Annotated in this window: 15 protein-coding genes; 7 read left to right on the forward strand and 8 right to left on the reverse strand. The window is 74.6% G+C overall.

Annotation, left to right across the window (positions count from 1 at the left end; all coding sequences use genetic code 11):
- Positions 1–8 precede the first annotated feature (8 nt).
- The 4 genes from J4709_RS07535 to J4709_RS07550 are packed head-to-tail and all read right to left on the reverse strand — an operon-like array spanning position 9 to position 6,677.
- Positions 9–398 carry a hypothetical protein gene (locus tag J4709_RS07535; protein WP_208238411.1) on the reverse strand — a complete coding sequence of 130 codons (390 nt, stop codon included), beginning with the start codon at positions 396–398 and terminating at the stop codon, positions 9–11.
- Positions 395–2,725, reverse strand: coding sequence for a DUF4132 domain-containing protein (locus tag J4709_RS07540; RefSeq protein ID WP_208238413.1), 2,331 nt, complete (start codon positions 2,723–2,725; stop codon positions 395–397). The genes J4709_RS07535 and J4709_RS07540 overlap by 4 nt, the downstream gene beginning before the upstream one ends.
- Positions 2,722–4,194 (reverse strand): DUF4132 domain-containing protein, encoded by a 1,473-nt coding sequence (locus tag J4709_RS07545; RefSeq protein WP_208238414.1) that lies wholly within the window; start codon positions 4,192–4,194, stop codon positions 2,722–2,724. Before J4709_RS07545 ends, J4709_RS07540 begins: the two co-directional genes overlap by 4 nt.
- Before the next feature lie 50 nt (positions 4,195–4,244).
- Positions 4,245–6,677 carry a DUF4132 domain-containing protein gene (locus tag J4709_RS07550; RefSeq protein ID WP_208238416.1) on the reverse strand — a complete coding sequence of 811 codons (2,433 nt, stop codon included), beginning with the start codon at positions 6,675–6,677 and terminating at the stop codon, positions 4,245–4,247.
- A gap of 113 nt (positions 6,678–6,790) precedes the next feature.
- On the opposite strand from J4709_RS07550, the gene J4709_RS07555 reads away from it, so the two are divergent.
- The 6 genes from J4709_RS07555 (at position 6,791) to J4709_RS07580 (ending at position 12,297) form a co-directional block, all read left to right on the forward strand.
- Positions 6,791–8,248 (forward strand): flavin-containing monooxygenase, encoded by a 1,458-nt coding sequence (locus J4709_RS07555; RefSeq protein WP_208238418.1) that lies wholly within the window; start codon positions 6,791–6,793, stop codon positions 8,246–8,248.
- A 24-nt stretch (positions 8,249–8,272) separates the two neighbouring features.
- The gene (locus tag J4709_RS07560; protein WP_208238420.1) at positions 8,273–9,040 is read left to right on the forward strand and encodes an SDR family NAD(P)-dependent oxidoreductase; all 768 of its coding nucleotides are present in this window, start codon (positions 8,273–8,275) and stop codon (positions 9,038–9,040) included.
- A gap of 123 nt (positions 9,041–9,163) precedes the next feature.
- Entirely contained in the window at positions 9,164–10,120 is a 957-nt protein-coding gene (locus tag J4709_RS07565) for a DMT family transporter (RefSeq protein ID WP_208238423.1), read from the forward strand.
- Between the two features lie 17 nt (positions 10,121–10,137).
- The gene (locus J4709_RS07570) at positions 10,138–10,965 is read left to right on the forward strand and encodes a serine protease (RefSeq protein WP_208238424.1); all 828 of its coding nucleotides are present in this window, start codon (positions 10,138–10,140) and stop codon (positions 10,963–10,965) included.
- A 92-nt stretch (positions 10,966–11,057) separates the two neighbouring features.
- Positions 11,058–11,966 carry an NAD-dependent epimerase/dehydratase family protein gene (locus J4709_RS07575; protein WP_208238425.1) on the forward strand — a complete coding sequence of 303 codons (909 nt, stop codon included), beginning with the start codon at positions 11,058–11,060 and terminating at the stop codon, positions 11,964–11,966.
- A 10-nt stretch (positions 11,967–11,976) separates the two neighbouring features.
- On the forward strand, positions 11,977–12,297 hold the full coding sequence (locus J4709_RS07580) for a GroES family chaperonin (protein WP_208238427.1): 321 nt from the start codon (positions 11,977–11,979) through the stop codon (positions 12,295–12,297).
- Between the two features lie 62 nt (positions 12,298–12,359).
- Here the strand turns inward: J4709_RS07580 and J4709_RS55440 are convergent, their stop codons facing one another.
- Entirely contained in the window at positions 12,360–13,193 is an 834-nt protein-coding gene (locus J4709_RS55440; RefSeq protein WP_307801062.1) for a discoidin domain-containing protein, read from the reverse strand.
- A 5-nt stretch (positions 13,194–13,198) separates the two neighbouring features.
- Positions 13,199–15,841: an alpha-N-acetylglucosaminidase TIM-barrel domain-containing protein gene (locus J4709_RS07585; RefSeq protein ID WP_208238435.1), complete on the reverse strand. Its 2,643-nt coding sequence runs from the start codon at positions 15,839–15,841 to the stop codon at positions 13,199–13,201.
- Between the two features lie 209 nt (positions 15,842–16,050).
- Here J4709_RS07585 and J4709_RS07590 point away from each other — a divergent pair, with 209 nt between their 5' ends.
- Positions 16,051–17,238: an ROK family transcriptional regulator gene (locus tag J4709_RS07590; RefSeq protein WP_208238437.1), complete on the forward strand. Its 1,188-nt coding sequence runs from the start codon at positions 16,051–16,053 to the stop codon at positions 17,236–17,238.
- 32 nt (positions 17,239–17,270) lie between these two features.
- Here J4709_RS07590 and J4709_RS07595 read toward each other — a convergent pair whose 3' ends face one another.
- Together J4709_RS07595 and J4709_RS07600 are read right to left on the reverse strand one after the other, a co-directional pair.
- The gene (locus tag J4709_RS07595; RefSeq protein ID WP_208238439.1) at positions 17,271–18,692 is read right to left on the reverse strand and encodes an amidase; all 1,422 of its coding nucleotides are present in this window, start codon (positions 18,690–18,692) and stop codon (positions 17,271–17,273) included.
- Between the two features lie 106 nt (positions 18,693–18,798).
- Positions 18,799–19,656 carry an alpha/beta hydrolase gene (locus J4709_RS07600; protein ID WP_208238442.1) on the reverse strand — a complete coding sequence of 286 codons (858 nt, stop codon included), beginning with the start codon at positions 19,654–19,656 and terminating at the stop codon, positions 18,799–18,801.
- Positions 19,657–19,658 lie beyond the last annotated feature (2 nt).

Below are 19,658 nucleotides of genomic sequence, written 5' to 3' on the forward strand. Positions count from 1 at the left end.
CGGACGGGTCAGCCGCCGACCAGCGGGACGAGCTTGACGAACACCAGGTCGGGGTCGCCGGTGAGGTCGATCTCCTCGTCCAGGTCCTCGACCTGCCGGTCCCCGGCCAGCACGAAGAACCCGTTGCGGAGGAACGCCCGCTCGGCGATCTCCGCCTGCCGCTCCCAGTCCACCGGGCGGCGGCCCTTCCGGTGGCCGTTCAGCTCGGTCTCGGCGTCGTCCGGGCGGACCAGGCCGTTGAACCGGGCGGGCGGCCCGGCGTTGAACCGGGCGACCTCCTCGCGGACCCGCAACCGGATCAGCTCGCGGACGGTCATCCGCGCGGGCAGCCCGCCGACCTCGAACGCGGCGACGGGCGCGCCCGCCGCGGTCTCGTCGCGGAACGTCACGGCGGTCATCGGGCGCCTCCCTTGATCTGGGTCAGGATGGACTCGTCGGTGATCCGCGCGTCGGCGGCGAGCAGCAGCGCCTTGCTGAGGATCAGCGACAGCCGGCCGTCCTCGAACGGCAGGAACACCGCGCCGCCGGCCTTGGGCGCGGCCGGGACGAGGCACAGGTAGGCGTCGTCCGGCTCCATCAGGATGTTCGCCGACCCGAGGTGGATCCTGTAGGTGCGCAAGTCGCCGCGGACGACCAGGAACCGGCCGTCCAGCGAGCAGCGGGCGGCGATCTTCGTGCGGGGCAGGATCCGCTCCAGCGCGTCGCGGCGGGCCTGCGCGCTCTCGGTCAGCTCCGCGAACCCGGACCGCTCCCAGTACCGGCGGGTCTCGCCGTCGCCGCTCCACTCCGGGTCGGCGGCGATCGAGGTGACGCCGACGAACAGGTCGACGTCCCGCATCGCCTCGCTGAACACCAGCGGCGGGACATCGGTGAGCGGCGCGTCCCGCCACGTCCCGCCGTCCCGGCGGGCGAACACGACGCGGTCGGTGCCCGCGAGCACCATCTCGTCCTGCCAGTCGGCGAGGACGTGCGCGAACCGCACCCGCCACTCCCCCGCGCCGAGCACCCGCACCGCCTCGTCCTCCTGGCCGCCGTCCCACGGGCCGAGGTGGCGGCTCGTCCAGCTCCGCGCCCGGAACAGCGCGGCCATCTTCCGGTAGTGGACGAGATGTGCGGCGAACCGGTTCGAGTACGTCCCGGTGCGCTCCTCGGCGAGGGTCAGCAGGTAGACCTCGCGGAACGCCTGCTTGAAGGGCTGCCGGATCCGCTCTTCGACGAGGAGGTCGCGCCAGGCGCGCACCTCGTCCGGGGCCGAGCCGATCGGGTGCCACAGCCGGACGCTCGCCGCGTCGGTGGCGTCGGGGAGGCCGCCGGTCTCGGGGAGCACCGCCCGCCACTCCCCGGGCGCCTCCTCGACCTCCCAGATCAGCCGCCGGACGGTCGGTCCCGCGACCGGATGACGTGCCAGGCCGTCCCGCCAGCGGCCGAACGCGTGGACGGCGCCGGCGGTGTACCCGCCCTCCAGCGCCCGGACGAGGGTGGTCAGGTGCGCGTCGACCCGCTTCACGAGGTCGCGCAGCTCCTTGAGCTCGGCCTTGTGGTCGCGGCGGACGGCCGCGGGGACGCTCTTCAGCGCCTTGCCGTCCTTCTCGAAGACCAGCTCGGCCTTCTCGCCCACCGTGATGACGGCCGTGTGCGCGCCGAGGACGCGGCGGTGCGCACCGTCCGGGCCGAACCCGAGATCGGGGAGCCGGAGGGCGACCTCCGTCCGCTCCGCCAGCGCCGCCTCCACCTTCTTCAGCATCTTGTCGAGCTGCTTCGGCACCCCCGCGTGCCGGACGGACCCGCGGACCGTCCGGATCATGGTGACCAGCTCGGGGATCGGGAAGTCCTGCGCGGCGCGGACGATCTCGTACAGCAGCGCCTGCGAAGGCAGCGTCTTCGCCTCCGTCGGCGCGACGGACACGTCCGGCAGCAGCCCGGCGAGCAGCGCGGGCAGCCACGGCTCGTCCCGCAGCAGCGCGATCCGGGCGGCGTGCCCGAGCGCGGTCACCTCGCCGGACGCGAACGCCTTTTCGGCCCGGTAGGGGACGCCGCCGTCCTGGATCGCGCGGGCGCGCTCGGCCGCCGCGTCGAGCGCGCGGCGCGCGAACTCGGCGTACGCCGCGATGCCCGCCGCCCGCTCGGCGGTGTCCGGCGCGGTCGGCGGGGCCGTGTAGGAGTCGTCGCCGAAGAACTCGGCCATGACCACGCGCTCCTGCGCGGTGAGCGCGGCGATGACGCCGATCTCGTCCCGCGCGATCGGCCCGCCGCCGTCCGCGAGCCGCTCCGCGACCTCGTCCAGCAGGTCCGGGCCCGCGACACCGGCGACCGCCAGCAGCGCGTACGGCTGATCGAGCCTGCCCCTGTCCACGAGGAACCGGACGAGCACGCGCGCCTGACCGGCGACGTCCGGCCACGGCCCGGTGCAGCGCAGCAGCGCCGCGGCGCCGAGCCGCACGTCCGCCCAGTTGCGCTTCTCCAGCCCGCGGACCAGCGCGTCGAACATCCGGCCGCACGCCTCCGGCGTGTACCGCGGCTGCCGCTCCTTCGCGGCGTCCTCGACCGCGAACCGGACGCGCGTCGACACGAACGGCTTCGCCGGCGCCGCGTACGCGGCGGGCAGGAGCGTGCCGAGATCCTCGTCGGAGACCAGGGACAGGTCCGGATAGTCCGCCAGGAACTCCTCGTCGGCGGGCGTCGGATCGGTCATGGCGCGCAGCAGCCGGGCCGCCAGGCCGTTCATCGGACCTCCGTCCTGATCAGCCTTAGCAGCGACTCGTCAGCGATCCGGTGGTCGGCGGCGAGCAGCACCGCCTTGGTGAGGATGAGCGACAGCCGCTCGTCCTCGAACGGCAGGAACAGCCCCGACTGGCCCTTGCGGCGGGACGGCACGACCCGCAGCAGCGTCCCTTCCGGCTCCATCCGCACCTGCGCCGTGCCGAGATGGATCCCGTAGGTGCGCAGCTCGCCGCGGACGGTCAGGAACCGATCGTCCAGCGCGCACCGGCCGGCGATCTTCGTGCGGGGCAGGACCCGCTCCAGCGCGGCCCGCCGCGCCTCCGCCGCCGCGCCCGGCCGCCCGAACGCCGCCTCCCGCCGGTAGTGCAGGTGGTGGCGGTCCTCGCCGTCCGGCCAGTCCGGGTCCGCGGCGATCGACGCCTCGTCCACGAACAGGTCGACGTCGCGCATCGCCTCGCTGAACACCAGCGGCGGCGCGTCCGCGAGCCCCGCGCGGCTCCAGTGCCGGCGGTCCCGGCGCTCGAACCCCACATGCCCGGTGACGACATGGTCGCCCTGCTCGGCCGGGTCGTAGCGCAGCACCGCGCGCCACCCGCCGCCGAGGACGCGCCGCGCCGCCGGCGGGGCGCCGCCGTGCAGCCGGCCGCGGTGGTCGGGCCGCCAGCCGCGCTCCCGGAACAGCTCCCGCAGCCGCCCGTACCGGAGGATGTGGCCCGCGAACCGGTCCGAGCGGGCCGCGCCCGCCTCGTCCGGGCCGAGCACGCACACCTCCCGGAACGCCTGCCGGAACGCCTGCACCATCCGGTTGTCGACCACGAAGCCGCGCCAGGCCCGCACCACGCCGGGCCGCGCCCGCGCCGGATGCCACAGCCGCACCCGCGCGCCGTCCGGCGGCACCGGCAGCGCCCGCCCGTCCACCGTGACCAGGACGCTCTCGCCCGGCGTCGCCGCGTGCCACACCCCGCCCGGGTCCTGGAACTCCCAGATCAGGCCGCGGGCGACCGCGCCGCTCACCGGGTGGTCGAGCCACTCGCGCCGCCACGCGCCGTGCCGCCAGGACCGCCCGTCCGCCGCCATCAGCGCCTCGGCGCGCGCCCGCTCCCCGGCGAGGGTGCCGCGCACCCCCTTCGCGAGCGCCTTCAGCTCCCTGATCTCCGCGGCGTGCGGGACCTTCAGCGCGCCGGGGACGGTCGGCAGCGGGTACCCGTCCGAGCCGACGTAGGTCAGCCGCACGGTCAGCGGGTCCTCGATCGCGAGGACGGCCTGGTAGCCGCCGACGTCGCGGGCGAGGGACCCGTCCCCGCCGAGGCCGTGCGCGGCCACGTCGGGCGCCTCCTCGCCGGGGGGCGCGCAGGGCGGCGGGTCCTGCTCGGGGCCGGTCCACATCGTCGCGGGCCGCCGCCCGGCGGGCCGCCTGCGCGCGGGCCACGGGCCGTCGAGCGCGGCCAGGTGCGCCCGGAGGTCGTCGAACATGCCGTGATCTTGGCAGATCGTGCCGACGGAACCGGGGGTTTCGGTAAGGATCATCGGGACGGTGAGAGCTGGCGGAGGATCGTCTCGTCGGTGATCCGCGCGTCGGCGGCGAGCAGGAACGCCTTGCTGAGGATCAGCGACAGCCGCTCGTCCTCGAACGGCAGGAACACCGCGCCGCCGCCGCGGCGGGCGCCCTGCACGATGCACAGGTACGCGTCGTCCGGCTCCATCAGGACGTTCGCCGAGCCCAGATGGATCTTGTAGGTGCGCAGGTCGCCGCGGACCACCAGGTACCGGCCGTCCAGGGAGCACCGGCCGGCGATCTTCGTGCGGGGCAGGATCCGCTCCAGCGCCGCGCGCCGCACCTCCGCGCTCGCGCTCAGCCCGCCGAACGCCTCCCGGCGCCAGTAGGCCCGGTAGCGGTCCTCGCCGCGGTCCGCCCACTCGGCGTCGGCGGCGATCGAGGTGACGCCGACGAACAGGTCCACGTCGCGCATCGCCTCGCTGAACACCAGCGGCGGCACCTCCGCCACGGGCGCCTCCGTCCAGCGGCGGCCCTGCCCGCGCTCGAACCGGACCTGGTCGGTCGCGGCGTGCTCGGGCGCGTAGTCATAGGCGTCGGACGCCGGCTCGTGGTAGAAGCACGCCCGCCACTCCCCGCCGCCGAACTCGCCCCGCGCCTCCCCGTTGAAGCCGCCGTCGTAGGTCCCGAGGAAGTTCGCCTGCCAGCCGCGCTCCTTGATCAGCGCGTACAGCCGCCGGTAGTGCACGATGTGCGCCGCGAACCGGTTGGAGTAGGTCCCCGTCTCCTCCTCCGCCGGAGTGAGCAGGTAGATCTCCCGGAACGCCTGCTTGAACGGTTGCCGGACCCGCCCGTCCATCAGCCGCTCCCGCCAGGCGCGGACCTCGTCCACCGCGGCGCGGGCGGGGTGCCAGAGCCGCACCTCGGCCGCTCCGCCGTCCGGCGCCTCCATCGCGGCGCGCCAGGCGCCGTCCTCGCCCCGGAACTCCCAGATCAGCCCGCGCGCCACGACCCCGGTGACCGGATGGTCGCGGTAGTGCTCCCGCCACTCGGCGAACGGCCAGACGCGCGCACCGTCCGACATCATCGCCTCGATGCGCGCCCGCACGCCCGACAGCGTCCCCCGGATCTCCTTGGCGAGGGCCTTCAGCTCCTTCAGCTCGTCCGGGGAGCCGTCCTTCACCGCCGCCGGGGCCGTCCGGACCGGACGCCCGCCCTCGCCGGTGAACGTCAGCCGGACCGTCGCCGCGTCCTCGACGGAGACCCGCGCGACGTACCCGCCGAGCCGCCGTTCCAGAACGCCGTCCGGGCCGAGCCCGTGCGCCGGGACGCTGCGCTCCACGAGTTGCTCCGGCGTGATCCCCTGCCGCCCGGCGGCCGTCCGCAGCGCCGTGCCGATCTGCTTGCGCAGCGCCCGATCCTTGATCTTCGTTTGAAGCCGCCCCAGCTCCGCCAGCGCCGACGGGTCCTCGACGACGGCGAGCGCGTTGATCGCCGCACCCGCGAGCTTGAGGTCCTGCACGAACTCGGAACGCGACGCCCCCGCCCGCAGCGCGAGCGCCACGAGCCACGGCACCGTCTCCGGGCCGCCGGTCAGCGTCGCCGCCCACACCACGCCGCGCGCCAGGTCACCGTGGGACTGGTGGACGAGGTAGTGGTGGTGGTAATTCCCCGGCATCCAGTCGGCGTGGCCGCCGGCCTCCCGGCTGCACAGCGGGTCGCCCTCCGCGAGGATCCGCAGGCACCCGGCCACGGCGTCGCGCGCGCCCGCCTCGTCCGCGAGCGACACGCACGACCGCTGCCACTTCCCCGAGGGCCGCGGCGCGGAAAGGGCCGCCAGATGCCGCAGGAAGCGCGCCGGTTCCGTGCCCGCCGCCTCCCGGGTCCGGTCGCGCAGCGGCGCGGCCCACGCGTCGTACACGGGAAGGAGACCTTCGGGGACGTGCGCCTCGTCCACCTTCTCGATCAGCGCCCACAGCCGCTTGGTGATCGACCGGCGGTCTTCGGCCGCGACGTCGGCCAGGGCGAACCGTCCGGACGCGTGGCGCAGCCACGGCGCGGCCTCGCGGCAACCGTCGGCGTCCAGGCGCTCAGCGGCGTTGAGCGCGATGCCCAGCATGTCGGCGAACTCGTGGCCGGCCTCCGCGAAGTCGCAGGCGCGGCACAGCATCACCGCGACCTCCCCCGGCGTCCACCCGCCCGTCCGCGCCACAAGTGCCGAGACGGCGAAGCGGTACGTCAACAAGCCGTGTTCGACGACGCCCGACAGCATGAGGGCGATCGCCGCGGCCCTCGCCTCGGGGTCCCCTCGCCCTTCGAGCTCCAGCCGGATCTCCGTCTCGCTGGGCCGGCGGTGCAGGAAGAGGTCGATCAGCCAGCGGGCCCTGTCCAGGGCGGCGAGACGGACGCCGTCGAGGCCGTCGTTCCTGCGGGCCTCGGCCGCGAGGGTGTCGTACAGCATGGCGTGAGCGTGGCAGGGGCGACCGACAAAACCGGCGACGCGGCGTATGGTCAGTGACCTTCCGGTCACCTACGCTCGGACGTACCGGGACAGAACGAGATTCGGGACGGCCCATGGCGCACAGCGTGGTGATCATCGGTAGCGGGTTCGGCGGGATCGGCATGGCGATCCGGCTGCGGGAGGCCGGCGTCCGGGACGTGGTGATCCTGGAGAAGGCGGACGACCTCGGCGGCACCTGGCGCGACAACACCTACCCCGGCGCCGCCTGCGACGTCCCGTCCCACCTGTACTCGTTCTCGTTCGAGCGCAAGACGGACTGGACGCGCCGGTTCCCGCCGCAGCCGGAGATCCTGGAGTACCTGCGGCACTGCGCCCGCAAGTACGGCGTGCTGGAGACGATCCGGTTCGGCACCGAGGTCACCGAGGCGCGGTTCGACGAGGACGCGGCGCTGTGGCGGGTGTCCACGACGACCGGCGGGCTGGACGCGCGGGTGCTGGTGTCGGCGTGCGGGCAGCTGAACCGGCCCGCGCTGCCACCTGTCGAGGGCCGCGAGACGTTCGCCGGCGCGAGCTTCCACTCCTCCCGCTGGGACCACGGCAGCGACCTGCGCGGCAAGCGGGTCGCGCTGGTCGGGACGGGCGCGAGCGCGATCCAGATCGTCCCGGAGATCGCGCGGGAGGCGGCGGAGCTGCGGCTGTTCCAGCGGTCCGCGCCCTACGTGATCGACAAGCCGGACCGGCCGTACCGGGCGTGGGAGAAGGCGGTCCTGAAGGCGGTGCCCGGCGCGTACGCGCTGAGCCGCGCGCGGATCTACGCGATGTTCGAGTCGCGGGCCCTCGGCTTCGTGAAGTACCCGAAGCTGATGGGGCTGATGGAGAAGGGCTTCCGCAAGCACCTGGAGGAGCAGGTCGCCGATCCGGCGCTGCGCGGCCGGCTCGTCCCCGGGTACCGGATGGGATGCAAGCGGATCCTGCTGTCCGACACCTACTATCCGGCGCTGGGCAGGCCGAACGTGGACCTGGTCACCGACCCGATCGAGCGCGTCACGCCGTCCGGCGTCGCGACCGCGGGCGAGCACTACGACGCGGACGTGATCGTCTACGCGACCGGGTTCCGGTCCACCGACTTCCTGTCCCCGATGAAGATCGTCGGACGGGACGGGCGGGAGCTGAACGAGGCGTGGCGGGACGGCGCGCAGGCGCACCTCGGCATCACCGTCAGCGGCTTCCCGAACCTGTTCCTGCTGTACGGGCCGTACACCAACCTCGGCCACAACTCGATCATCTACATGCTGGAGTCGCAGTTCCGGTACGTGCTGGGCTGCGTGGAGGCGCTGCGCCGCCACGGCCTGGACTGGATCGACGTCAAACCGGACGTGCAGGACGCGTTCACCCGCGAGATGCGGGAGCGGCTGCGCTCCACGGTGTGGGAGGCGGGCTGCAAGAGTTGGTACATGACGGCGGACGGCAAGGTCGTCAACAACTGGCCCGGCTTCACCTTCGCCTACCGCAACGCGACCCGGCGCCCCGACCCGCGCCACTTCACGGTGCGGCGAGCTACCGTCCGGTAGCCGCCGGGTCCTAGGCTCGGGGGCATGCCGACCGCCTTCATCACGGGAGCGACCGCGGGCATCGGCGCCGCGTTCGCGCGCCGCCTCGCCTCCGACGGGTTCGACCTGGTCCTGCTGGCCCGCGACACCGAGCGGCTGGAGCGCGCCGCCGCCGGGCTGCGCGAGCGGTACGGGGTGCGCGCCGAGACGCTGACCGCCGACCTCGCCACCGAGGCGGGGCTCGCCGCCGCCGAGGAGCGCGTCCGCAAGGACGTCGACCTGCTGGTCAACAACGCGGGGTTCGGCCACCACGGCGTGTTCCTCGACGTGCCGGTGGCGGACGAGATCACGATGCTGCGGGTGCACTGCGAGGCCGTCCTGCGGCTGACGCACGCGGCGCTGCCCGGGATGCTGGAGCGGGGCCGCGGCGGCGTCGTCAACGTCGCGTCGGTCGCGGCGTTCGCCACGCGCGGCACCTACGGGGCGTCCAAGGCGTGGGTCGTCAACTTCAGCCAGGGCGTGGCCGCCGACATCCGGCGCCGCTCGCGCGGGCGCGTCCGGGTGATGGCGCTGTGCCCCGGTTACACCCACACCGAGTTCCACCAGCGCGCGAACATGGACATGTCCGGGCTGCCGGAGTTCATGTGGCTGCGGGACACCGACGTCGTGGACGCGGCGCTGCGCGACCTGCGGCGCGGCACGCAGGTCAGCGTGCCCGGCGCGCAGTACAAGGCGATCGTGGGGCTCAGCCGGCTGGTGCCGCGCGGGCTGGTCGCGCGGCTGTCGTCCGACACGGGACGTCACTACGATTGATCAAGTAGTCAAGCGTCACGGGCTTGTCACGCCGAGTCGGAGACGGCATGTTGGACATCCGGCGGTTCTCAGGCGCGCGGAACCCCGGTTCCGCCCGCCCGCACTCCGCCGAGAGGTCCCTTGATGGGTCACGACCTGGGTTACGCCGCCCTCGCTCTGATCGCGACCACCGTCTACTACATCGCCTTCCTCGTCTTCCGTGTCTCCGCGCGCCGGATGGAGCCGCTGAGGGGAAGCCGCCCGTTCCGCGTCGCCCGGCTCATGCTCACCGACCCGGTGTGGCTGGGCGGCGGGCTGCTGCTGTTCCTCGGCCTCGGCTACGAGGTGGTGGCGTTCCAGCAGATGCCGCTCGCCGTCGCGCAGCCGATCTTCGCCGTCAGCCTGGTGTTCCTCGTCGGGTACGCCGTGTGGTTCCTCGGCGAGCGGCTCAGCGTCCGGGAGTGGGCCAGCGTCGCGCTGTTCGTGCTGGCGACCGTGCTGATCGGGCTGTCGGCGACCGGCGACGGCACGCCGGAGGCCAAGGCCACGCTGCTCGGCACGCTCCGGACGCCCTGGACGATGCTGGCGATCTGCGCGCCCGCCGTGGTCATCGCCGGGCTGGTGTGGCTGGTCGGGGACCGGCGCGCCGGCGGCCGGCACGCACGCAAGCTCGCGGGGGTCGCCTACGGCATCGGCGCGGGCGCCTGCGCGGGGCTCGCCGAGGCCGGCATCCGCGGGATCTCGCTGGTGTACGCCGACACCGGCAGCCTGCGCGCCGTCCTGGAGTCGGCGTACCCGTACCTGACGCTCGGGCTGGCCGCGATCGCGCTCGGGCAGCTGCAGATCGCGCTGCAGCGGTGCCGCGTCGCGATCGTCGCGGTCGTGCTGACCGTCATCGGCCGCACCTACCTCATAGTCAGCAGCACCGTCCTGTTCGGCGAGGAGTGGCCCCGCGACGCGCTGCCGTTCCTGCTGCGCGCGGGCGGGTTCGTGCTGGCGCTGGTCGCGCTGGTGACGTTCCCCCGCTACGAGGAGCCCGGCGCCACCGGGGCCCTGCCCCAGCGGGCCGCTCGCCGGAAAGGCGTGCGCGCTCTCCCTTGATCCCATAGATTGCCGAAATGGCCCTTACGTCCCCCTCGCCGCGGGGTGCGGCCGCCCGGGCCCCCCGGGCCCGCACCCGGCGGGCGAGACCAGGCCGGGTCCCCGGCACGGCCGCGCTCGCGGCCGTCGCCCTCGGCGCCGCCCTCCTGCCCCTCGCCGCCTCCCCCGCGTCCGCCGTCGTCGGCGGCGCGCCCGCCTCCGCCGCCTCCTACCCGTGGCTCGCCGCCGTCGGCTCGCCGGTGTTCTTCGTCCGCCCGGCCGGCCAGTTCTGCGGCGGCGTCCTCATCAAGCCCGACCAGCTGCTGACCGCCGGGCACTGCGTGTCGGTGCTGCGCGGGGTGCCCGGCCTGCTGAACGTCACCTTCGGCCGCGACGACCTGTCCGGCCAGGGCGGCGAGAGCGTGCAGGTCAAGTCCGTGAAGCTGCACCCGGAGTACAGCGAGACCTCGTTCAAGGGCGAGACGGTCAGCCACCACGACCTGGCCCTGCTCACCCTGGCGCGGCGCGTGGACCGGCCGACCGTCGCGCTCGGCTCCCCGGGGTCCGCGACGTCCGGGGTCGTGGCCGGATGGGGCACCACGTCCGAGTCGGACTGGTTCAACACGCGGCTGCGCTCCGCGCAGGTCCCGCTGCCGGGCGACGCGGCCTGCAAGAAGGCGTACGGCGGGTCCTACGACGCGTCCGACATGGCGTGCGCCGGGTCGCCGAAGGCCGACACCTGCCAGTTCGACAGCGGCGGCCCGCTGATCGCGGGCGGACGCGTCGTCGCCCTCACCTCCTGGGCCTACGGTTGCGCCAAGCCGGGCTATCCCGGCGTCTACACGCGCGTCACCGACCTTCCCTGACCTCCACCGTCCTTCCCTGCCCTCCACCGTCCTCCGGCCGGAAGCGGGCACCGGTTGGCATCCGCCGCCTGCCTCCGGCGATGCTGTGACCCATGCGCGTATTGGTGACGGGGGCGGCGGGCTACATCGGGTACGCGGTCGCGCGGCGGCTGGTGGCGGCGGGCCACGAGGTCGACGGGCTGACGCGGCGGGACGCGGCGCTCCCCGACGGGGTGCGGCCCGTCCGCGGCGACGTCCTCGACCCGGGCTCGCTGCCGTCCGGGCCGTATGACGGGGTGTGCCATCTCGCGGCGCTGACCCGCGTCCGCGAATCGTTCCAGGAACCGCTGCGCTTCTTCACCGCCAACGTGCAGGGCACCGTCAACGTGCTGCGGGCCGCCGAGGGCGCCCGCGTGGTGTTCGGGTCGACCGCCGCCGTGTACGGGACGCCCGAGCGGCAGCCGATCCCCGAGACCGAGGCGCCCGCGCCGTCCAACCCGTACGGGGCGTCGAAGCTGGCCGCCGAGCAGGCCGTCCGGTACCACGCCCGGACCGGCGCGATCGGCGCGGTCGTGCTGCGGACGTTCAACGTCGCCGGCTCGGTCGACGGACGGCCCGACCCCGACGAGACCCGGCTGATCCCGAAGGCGCTCGCGGTCGCCGCGGGCCGCGCGCCCCGGCTGGAGATCAACGGCGACGGGCGGGCCGTCCGCGAGTTCCTGCACGTGGACGATCTCGCCGCCGCCTACGCGGCCGCCCTGGAGGCGGTGGACCTCGGCGAGGACCGGGTCTACAACGTCGGCAGCGGCGCCGGGACGGCGGTCCACGAGGTCGTCGCGGCGGTGCAGGAGGTGACGGGACGGCCGGTGCCGACGCTGCGCCGCCCGCCGCAGCCGGAGCCGCCGGTGCTGGTCTGCGACGCAGCCGCGATCCGCGCCGAACTCGGCTGGCGGCCGGAGCGATCCGCCCTCCCGGAGATCATCCGGGGCTCGTGGGCCGCCCTGACCCGCGGGGACGGATAAACTCTCCAGCGTGTCCGACCCGAAGTTCGAAGTCCAGATGCTGCACGACCGTGTCATGATCAGAGTCGAGAAGGACGCCGGCGAGCGCCGCAGCACCTCCGGCATCGTGATCCCCGCGACCGTCGAGCAGGCCAACCGGCTGGTGTGGGGCGAGGTCTGCGGGGTCGGCCACCACGTCCGGACCGTCAAGGTCGGCGACCGCGTCCTGTTCCACCCCGGCGACCAGTACGAGGTCGAGATACAGGGCGAGAACTACCTCGTCATGCGCGAGCGGGACCTGCACGCCGTCGCCAACGAGCGTCCCGAGCACGGCACCGGCCTCTACCTGTAGCGACGAGCGGCGGGGCACCGGACGGTTCGCCGTCCCGTGCCCCGCCGTCCGATCGGCCCGGGTCAGGTCTTCGCGACGGGGGTGCCGTAGACGCTGACCTCGGTGAGGTGGAAGGTGAAGTTGGCGGTGTTGCCGAGGCCGACGACGCGGATGTAGCGGGCCTTCGCCTCGGTGTTCATGGTGTCGCCCGCGTCCGTGGCGGGGGCGGGACCGTTGCGGCCGCCGAGGGTGGACCAGTGCTCGCCGTCGAGGCTGCCCTCCAGCCGGTAGGTGTAGTAGCGGGTGCCGTCGACGTAGTTGCGGACGTTGACGCGCGACACCGCGTTGACGGCGCCGAGGTCGACGCGCCACCACGTCTCGCCGTAGGTCAGCTGCCCGCCCCAGTACGGCGAGTTCGCGCGGCTGCCGTCGTTGGCGGCCTCCGGCGGCCGCCCGGACTCCGACGACAGCGCCGTGACCGGCTTGCGCAGGCTCTGCAGCTGGTCCCCGGACCCGTCGCGCGAGGTGTCGGACGCGGCCGTGATGCCGCCGCCGAAGACGGCGATCGCCTCCTGCCCGGTGTGCCGGTTCACCGCGCTCGCGAACATGCCGACGTCCTGGGAGCCGGACGCGCCGGACACCTTCCCGGAGCCGACCACGTTCCAGTTCTCGCCGTCGGAGCTGCACGAGCCCGTCATGCGGTCGCCGTCCCTGCCGAGCCGCACCCGGACGTCGCCCGCGGTGAAGCCGCCGACCTCGGTGACGTGGTCGAGCCGGCCGTCGCCGTCGGCGTCGTAGGAGAACACGCAGCCGTGCTCGGGCGTGACGGCGATGTTGGCGTACCCGCCGGTCCCGGCCTTGGCCAGGTCGTTGGAGGCGACCAGGCCGGCCCGGGAGTAGGGCGACGCGCCGTCCATCCGGATCACCTTGGTGGAGACCGCGTTCCCGGAGGTGAGCGCGCCGGCGCGGTAGACGGTCGCGAACTGGTTCGTGGCGCCCCAGACGTCCTCGCCGCCGGCGGCGATCCCGATCGTGTCGCCGTTCTGCGAGTACTCGGCGGGGGCGGAGGCGGCCGTCTTGTAGGGCGCGCCGATCGTGCTCCCGCCGACCATGAGCAGGGAGTGCGCGCTCGCCCGTTCGGACCCGCCCTTGCCGCTGCGCCAGGAGACGGTGCCGTCCAGGCCGGGCAGCGCGCCGGGCTCGGCGCCGGCGGGGCGGTCACCGTCCACGTCGAGGTGGCGGTGCCTCCGGGGCCGACGTCGCGGGCGCCGGAGCCGGCCGCCGGGCGGACGGTGTAGCCGCGCGGCGCCGACAGCGTGAACCGGACCCCGCCCGCCGCGCTCAGTGTCGACTCGTTGGTGAAGGTGGCGGTGACGCGGACGGTGCCGCCCGGCGTGATCCCCTTCCGGTCGGACGCGAGGGCCAGCGCACCGGCGGGCTCCTCCGCGACCCGCGCCGCCAGCTGGTAGGCGTCGCCGTGCGGACGGTCCGCGTAGCGGGTGCCCGCGTGGGCCCAGCTCTCCGCGACGGCCCGCCAGTCGATCTGCTTCGGCTGGGCGCCGGTGCGCATCGCGCGCTTCAGCTCGTCGAAGAACATCGTCCAGCGCTCGGCGTAGTAGCCGCCGACCAGGCCGTTGACCTCGCGGCGCGCGTAGTCCTGCAGTCCCGGGCTCTCGGTCTGCCACAGCGTGACGAGCGACTTGAGGTCGTAGTCGAGGGCCGCGGCCTCCTTGCGGTCCGCGGCCTGCCGGGCCGCCTCGCTCTGCCAGGTGCCGAGCAGGAAGTTCGGGTCGGTGCCGAGGACCCGGTCCATGAGCCCGATCTCCGACGTCCACCGGCCCGTCAGCCGCTCGAAGGCGGCCTGGTCGCCGTCCTCGTAGGCGGCGCGGATCTTCGGCAGCAGCGCCCGGCTGCGGTTGGCGAGGACCTGCCGGGCGACGTCCACGAGGTCGTAGCGGTACGCGCCGGAGTGCCGTAGCCGCGGGTCGACCTGCAGAAGCTCGCGCAGCGCCTGCTCGAACTCCGCCGGGTCGTACTGGAGGGGCGTCCCGGTGTCGGTCAGGCTCGGCTGGTCGTCGAACAGGGCGGTGACGTGCCGGGTGTCCTTGCCCGCCGGCCACGCGTAGGCGGTGCGTCCGATGATCTTCCAGGCGGCGACGGCGTGCGGGTCGGCGGCGCCGTAGCGGGCCGCGGCGTACTCGGCGAGCCATGCGTCCATGTCGACCGGCGCGTCCTCCCACGGCATGTCGGTGAAGAACGCCGTCGCGGCCGGGTTGTTGTCGATGGCCTCGGGCATCAGCGCGATGCCGTTCAGCGCGCTGCCCGGTTTGGTGCGCATGGCGTGGAACTTCTCGTTCCACACGGTGAGCCCGGCGCCGATGTTCTGGTGGCCGCCGAAGTTCCAGATCGTGCCGAACGCGTACTGCGTGCCGAGGAAGTCCTTCTCGCGGTCGGTGACGCTCGGCTGCTCGGTGAGGCCGTCCACGATGAACATCCGCGACCGGTCGACGGCCTCCAGAGTCTCCTTGCGGGGATTGCTCTGCCAGCCGAGGATCACCCAGGTGGAGCCCGGGTGCGCGGCTTCGAGCGCGTCCTGGACGGCCTTGGACGCCGCGCCGACCGGCACCGATCCGGCCTTCCCGCCCTCGTGCAACAGGTCCATCTTGTACATGGTGCTCTGCCCGTACAGCTGGGTCTGCGCCTGGTAGAACGCCGCCGCGACCTTCCCGAACTCGGGCCCGGTCGGGTCGAGCCAGTCGGGGCGCTCTAGACCGTTCCACGTTCCCTGCGGGACGGTGTTGGCGCCCGGGTTGCGGGTCTCGAAGTCCGTCGGGACCGTCCCGTAGTAGCCGGGCAGGACGGGCGTGATGCCGAGTTCGCGGAGCCGGTCGACGATGCGCCGGGCGAGCGCCGCGCGCCGGTCGATCAGCTGCTGGGAGATCGGCGAGCCGGTGCAGCACATGTTCTGCAGCAGCCACCACGCCTGGTGCGCCGGCTGCGGGATCCACTTGCGCATGTCCGCGGCGCTGTAGCCGAACCGCTGGAAGGCGCGCTCGTAGACGGCCTCCTGGCCCTCGTACACCAGCACCTCGTTGACGCCGTGCAGGGCGAGCGCGTCGATGCGGCGCTGCCACTCGTCCCAGCTCAGGTACGCGCCGGCGTAGCCCTCGTTGGTGTCGTTGAGCGCGAACCGGTGCGCGACCGAGGCGTCCTCCTCGATCGGCGCGGACGGCAGCGGGAGCCGCGCGGGCAGGTCGAGCTGCGCGCCGCCGATCGCGTAGTCGGCGTGCGCGACCTTGCGCAGGTACCAGCCGAAGCCGGTGAGCTGGACGGCCGGGGACGTCCCGGCGATCACCAGCCGGCCGCCGGAGCCGGAGATGCGGAACCGGTCGGCGCCGGTGCCCTTGCCGATCGTCTGCAGGGTGACCTGGGCGGCCCGTTGCCGGCCGAGGATCCGCTCAAGCACCTGAGCGGCGGGACCTGTCTGCGCCGCTTTCGCCGGAGCCGTCTTGGCGGCCGCAGGTGGCGCCGCCGCGGCGAACGGCACCACCAGTGCCGCCGCCATCGCGATGAGGAGCGCCCGGGGCCGAGCCCCGGCGGCGTGTCGTCTTCCCCGTGGTCTCGTCTGTCGTCTGTCCGGTCGCGGGCCCAACACCATGGCGGAACCTCCACCGCGCGGGGGTTTGTTAAAGTCCTTGAAATACCGGGACGAAGTTCATAATCAGTGCGCGGGACCGTCCGGTCAAGGGGTCCGGACGATCTTTCGGAGGGGCGATGGCAGAGGAACGCGCGGTCGGCACCCCGGTGCTGCGCCGCCTCAACACCGCCGCGGTGCTGCGCGCGGTCCGCGGCTGCGCGCCCGAGCCGGTGCGGCTGGCCGAACTGGTCCGGCTGACCGGCCTCACCCGCCCCACCGTGGGCCAGGCCGTGGACGACCTGGTCGGAGCCGGGTGGCTGCAGCAGCACGACCCGGCCGCGACGTCCCCGCAGGGCGGCCGCCCCGCGGTCCGGGTCTCGCTGCGCGGCCGCGCCGCCCCCGTGCTCGGCCTGGACGTCGGCCCGCACACCGTCAGCACCGGCATTGACGACCTCGCCGCGCACCGCCTCGCCGCGGTCCGCCTCCCCGTCGGCGACACCGGGGCCGGACGGCTGCTGGGCGTCGTCGACGAGGCGGTCGGCCGGGCCCTCGCCGAGGCCGCGCTCGGCGCCGACGAGATCGCCGCGGTCGTCGTCGCCACGCCCGGGATCGTCGACCCCGCGTCCGGCCGGATCCTGCTGGCGCCCAGCGTGCCGGGCTGGACGGCGGTGAACCTGTCGGAGCACCTGCGCGGCCGCTTCGGCTGCCCGGTCCGGGTCGAGAACGACGCGAACCTCGCGGCGCTGGCCGTCGCCGGGGAGCGCAGCGGGGCGGGCACCCTGCTCGCCGTGCAGTGGGGCGAGCGGCTCGGCGCGGGCGTGGTGATCGACGGGCGCCTGCACCGCGGCACCGGGGCCGCGGGCGAGATCGGCTTCATCCGGCCGCCCGGCGAATTCCCGGACACCGGCGACGGCCGCGGCCCCCTGGAGCGGGCCGTCGGCGCCGAGGCGATCACCGAGCGGGCGCGCCGGGCGGCCCGGGACCGTCCCGGGAGCGCCCTGCGGAGCGGGCGGCTCGACGCGCCGGCCGTCTTCACCGCGGCCGCCGGCGGCGACGAGGCGGCCGTCGAGGTCGTCGACGCGGTGGCGGCGGCCTTCGCGCACGCCATCGCCCCGGCCGTGCTCGTCCTCGCCCCGGACGCCGTCGTGATCGGCGGCGGCGTCGCCCGCGCCGGATCCGTCCTGCTGACGGCCATCACCCGGCACCTGGAGGGGCTGACGCTCACCCCGCCCGCCGTGGAGTTCTCCGGCCTCGCCGAGGACACCGTCCTCACCGGCGCCCTGCGGCTGGCGCTCGACGAGGTGTGGGGGCGGCTGCCCGTCTGACGGCCCGCGGCGGACGCGTCAGGCCCGCGGGCTCACCACTCGGGCGGGCGGTGACCGATCCACGGGTCGGCCGCCTCGATCTGGGCGCAGAGCGCGAGGAGCGCGGCCTCCCCGGCGGGCCGGCCGACAAGGCTCACGCCGACCGGCAGCCCGCCTTCGGCGCGGTGCAGCGGCAGGTTGGCGACGGGCTGGCCGGTCATGTTGTAGACGCTGGTGAACGCGCTGAACGCGCTCTGCCGGCGAAGGTTGTCGAGCGGCTCGGTGTCCTTCTCGTCGAAGAACTCGACCGGCTGCGGCGGCGCGGCCAGCGTGGGCGTCAGGACGGCGTCGTAGCGGGCCGTCGCCTCGATGGAGGCGCGGGCGGCGCGCTGCATTCCGCCGATCGCGGCGGCGAAGGCGGCGCCGTCGATGCCGCGGCCGTACGCGCGCCAGGACCGGGTCACCGGGCGCAGCGACTCCTCCGCGTCCGCCGCGACGGCGTACCCGAGCGACTGCACACCCCAGACGGTGATGAAGAGATCGGAGACCACGGGACCGAACGGCGTGGGGATGTCCTCGACCTCGTGGCCGAGCCCTTCCAGCACGCGTGACGCGTGCTCCCACGCTTCGACGCAAGCCGGATCGACGTCGACACCGGGCGCGGCGGGCTCGGCGTAGCGGCCGATGCGCAGCCGCCCGGGCTCGCGGCCGGCGTGGCCGAGGAAGGTCTCGCCGTCCGGGAGGTGCGGGGCCCAGTGCGGGTCGCCGGGCATCGGCACGGCCATCAGGTCGAGCATCGCGGCGGCGTCCCGGACGGTGCGCGCCAGCGGGCCCTGGACGGCGAGGCCGCTCACGTCGGCGCCGTCCGGGCCGGTGCTGATCCGGCCCCGGGACGTCTTGAGCCCGAAGAGGCCACAGGAGCTCGCGGGGATCCGGATGGAGCCGCCGCCGTCGCTGCCGTGCGCGACGGGCACGAGGCCGAGCGCCACGGCGGCCGCCGCGCCGCCGCTGGAGCCGCCGGCTCCCCGCGCGCGGTCCCACGGGTTGCGCGCCGGGCCGATGAGGTCGTTGTCGGTGTAGCAGCAGAGCCCGAACTCGGGGGTGTTGGTCTTGCCCAGGCTGATCATGCCGCCGCGTCGCAGCAGCTCGACGACGTGCGCGTCCCGCTCGGGGACGTTGTCCGCGTAGGCCCGCGAGCCGTAGGCGGTCGGGATTCCGGCGGTCGGCGTCAGGTCCTTGATCGCGGTGGGCACCCCGGCCAGCGGTGCCGCGTGCTCGTCCGCCGCCGCGGCCCCGGTCAGCGCCTCGGCCTGCGCGATCGCCCGGTCCGCGGTGACGGTGACGAAGGCGCCGTAGCGTTCGTTGAGGCGCTCGATGCGCGCCAGGTAGTGGCGGACCAGCTCGGCGGGGGCGACCTCGCCCGCCCGCACCGCCGCGGCCTGGTCGAGCGCGCTGAGCTCGTGCAGTTCCGTCATTCGCACCTTCCCTCGACGGCGGGGCGCGGCGTCGGCCCCGCGATGCCCGCGATCACCGAGAGCCTAATACCGACCAGTCGGTATGTCAGGGGTGCGGCGGGACGGGTCAGCCGGATGCGGCCAGGGCCGCGGCGACCTCGGCGGCCGGGGCGTCGGCGAGCACGATCGTGTAGTGGTTGGCGTCGTCGATCGTGCGGACCGGGATCCGCTCGGCGATCGGCGCGAGATCGGGGTACAGCGGCGTGGGACCGCCGAGCATGCCGCGCCCGGCGCGCAGCATCGCGGTGGGCCGGCGCAGCCGCCGCCAGGCGCCGGCGAGCGCGTCCCCGGTGAGCAGGTCGGCGGAGTCGGCGGTGACCGCGTCCAGCGACACCCGGCTGCGCAGCTCCGGCTCCTCGCCGGTCATGTCGTAGTCGACGTAGTCCTCGATCGCGGGCGTCCAGGCCGTGAAGGCCGGATGCGCGCGCCAGAAGTCGCGGTTGGCCTCCAGGTCGGCGAACCGCATCCGCAGCCGCGCGGCGGCCGGGCCGATCGTGTCCGCGACCTGCTCCTGCGGGGTCCTGCCCGGCGCGACGGGCAGCGGCGGGCCGCCGTCGACCAGCAGGATGCGCGCCACCCGCTCCGGGTGCAGGTCGCCGAGGACCAGCGAGACGAACCCGCCCATCGAGTGCCCGGCGACGACCGCCCGATCCATGCCGAGCGCGTCGAGGACGGCCGCGCAGTCACGGGCGTGCGCGGCCATGCCGTAGGGCCCGGGCAGCTCGCCGCTGCGGCCCCGTCCGCGCAGGTCGACGGCCGCGAGGGTCCCGCCGGCGGCGGCGAACCGGGCGGCGACCGGCCCCCACGCCAGGTGCGACCCGGTGATGCCGTGGACGGCGAGCACGGACGGCGTCCCCTCGCCCCAGACGCCCACGGTGAGGTCCCCGCCGGGGACGGCGACGGTCGTCGTGCGGTACCCGCTCATGC

This window comes from Actinomadura violacea (genome assembly GCF_017573465.1).
GTDB lineage: Bacteria > Actinomycetota > Actinomycetes > Streptosporangiales > Streptosporangiaceae > Spirillospora > Spirillospora violacea.

What these genes read in the sequence shown, in the direction of transcription:
- J4709_RS07560 (WP_208238420.1), top strand. Translation starts at nt 8,273, where the DNA reads ATGCCGACCGCCTTCATCACGGGAGCGACCGCGGGCATCGGCGCCGCG.
- J4709_RS07545 (WP_208238414.1), bottom strand. Translation starts at nt 4,194, where the DNA reads ATGTTCGACGACCTCCGGGCGCACCTGGCCGCGCTCGACGGCCCGTGG.
- J4709_RS07555 (WP_208238418.1), top strand. Translation starts at nt 6,791, where the DNA reads ATGGCGCACAGCGTGGTGATCATCGGTAGCGGGTTCGGCGGGATCGGC.
- J4709_RS07550 (WP_208238416.1), bottom strand. Translation starts at nt 6,677, where the DNA reads ATGCTGTACGACACCCTCGCGGCCGAGGCCCGCAGGAACGACGGCCTC.
- J4709_RS07600 (WP_208238442.1), bottom strand. Translation starts at nt 19,656, where the DNA reads ATGAGCGGGTACCGCACGACGACCGTCGCCGTCCCCGGCGGGGACCTC.
- J4709_RS07540 (WP_208238413.1), bottom strand. Translation starts at nt 2,725, where the DNA reads ATGAACGGCCTGGCGGCCCGGCTGCTGCGCGCCATGACCGATCCGACG.
- J4709_RS07585 (WP_208238435.1), bottom strand. Translation starts at nt 15,841, where the DNA reads ATGGCGGCGGCACTGGTGGTGCCGTTCGCCGCGGCGGCGCCACCTGCG.
- J4709_RS07590 (WP_208238437.1), top strand. Translation starts at nt 16,051, where the DNA reads ATGGCAGAGGAACGCGCGGTCGGCACCCCGGTGCTGCGCCGCCTCAAC.
- J4709_RS07575 (WP_208238425.1), top strand. Translation starts at nt 11,058, where the DNA reads ATGCGCGTATTGGTGACGGGGGCGGCGGGCTACATCGGGTACGCGGTC.
- J4709_RS07535 (WP_208238411.1), bottom strand. Translation starts at nt 398, where the DNA reads ATGACCGCCGTGACGTTCCGCGACGAGACCGCGGCGGGCGCGCCCGTC.
- J4709_RS55440 (WP_307801062.1), bottom strand. Translation starts at nt 13,193, where the DNA reads ATGGACGGCGCGTCGCCCTACTCCCGGGCCGGCCTGGTCGCCTCCAAC.
- J4709_RS07595 (WP_208238439.1), bottom strand. Translation starts at nt 18,692, where the DNA reads ATGACGGAACTGCACGAGCTCAGCGCGCTCGACCAGGCCGCGGCGGTG.
- J4709_RS07570 (WP_208238424.1), top strand. Translation starts at nt 10,138, where the DNA reads ATGGCCCTTACGTCCCCCTCGCCGCGGGGTGCGGCCGCCCGGGCCCCC.
- J4709_RS07565 (WP_208238423.1), top strand. Translation starts at nt 9,164, where the DNA reads ATGGGTCACGACCTGGGTTACGCCGCCCTCGCTCTGATCGCGACCACC.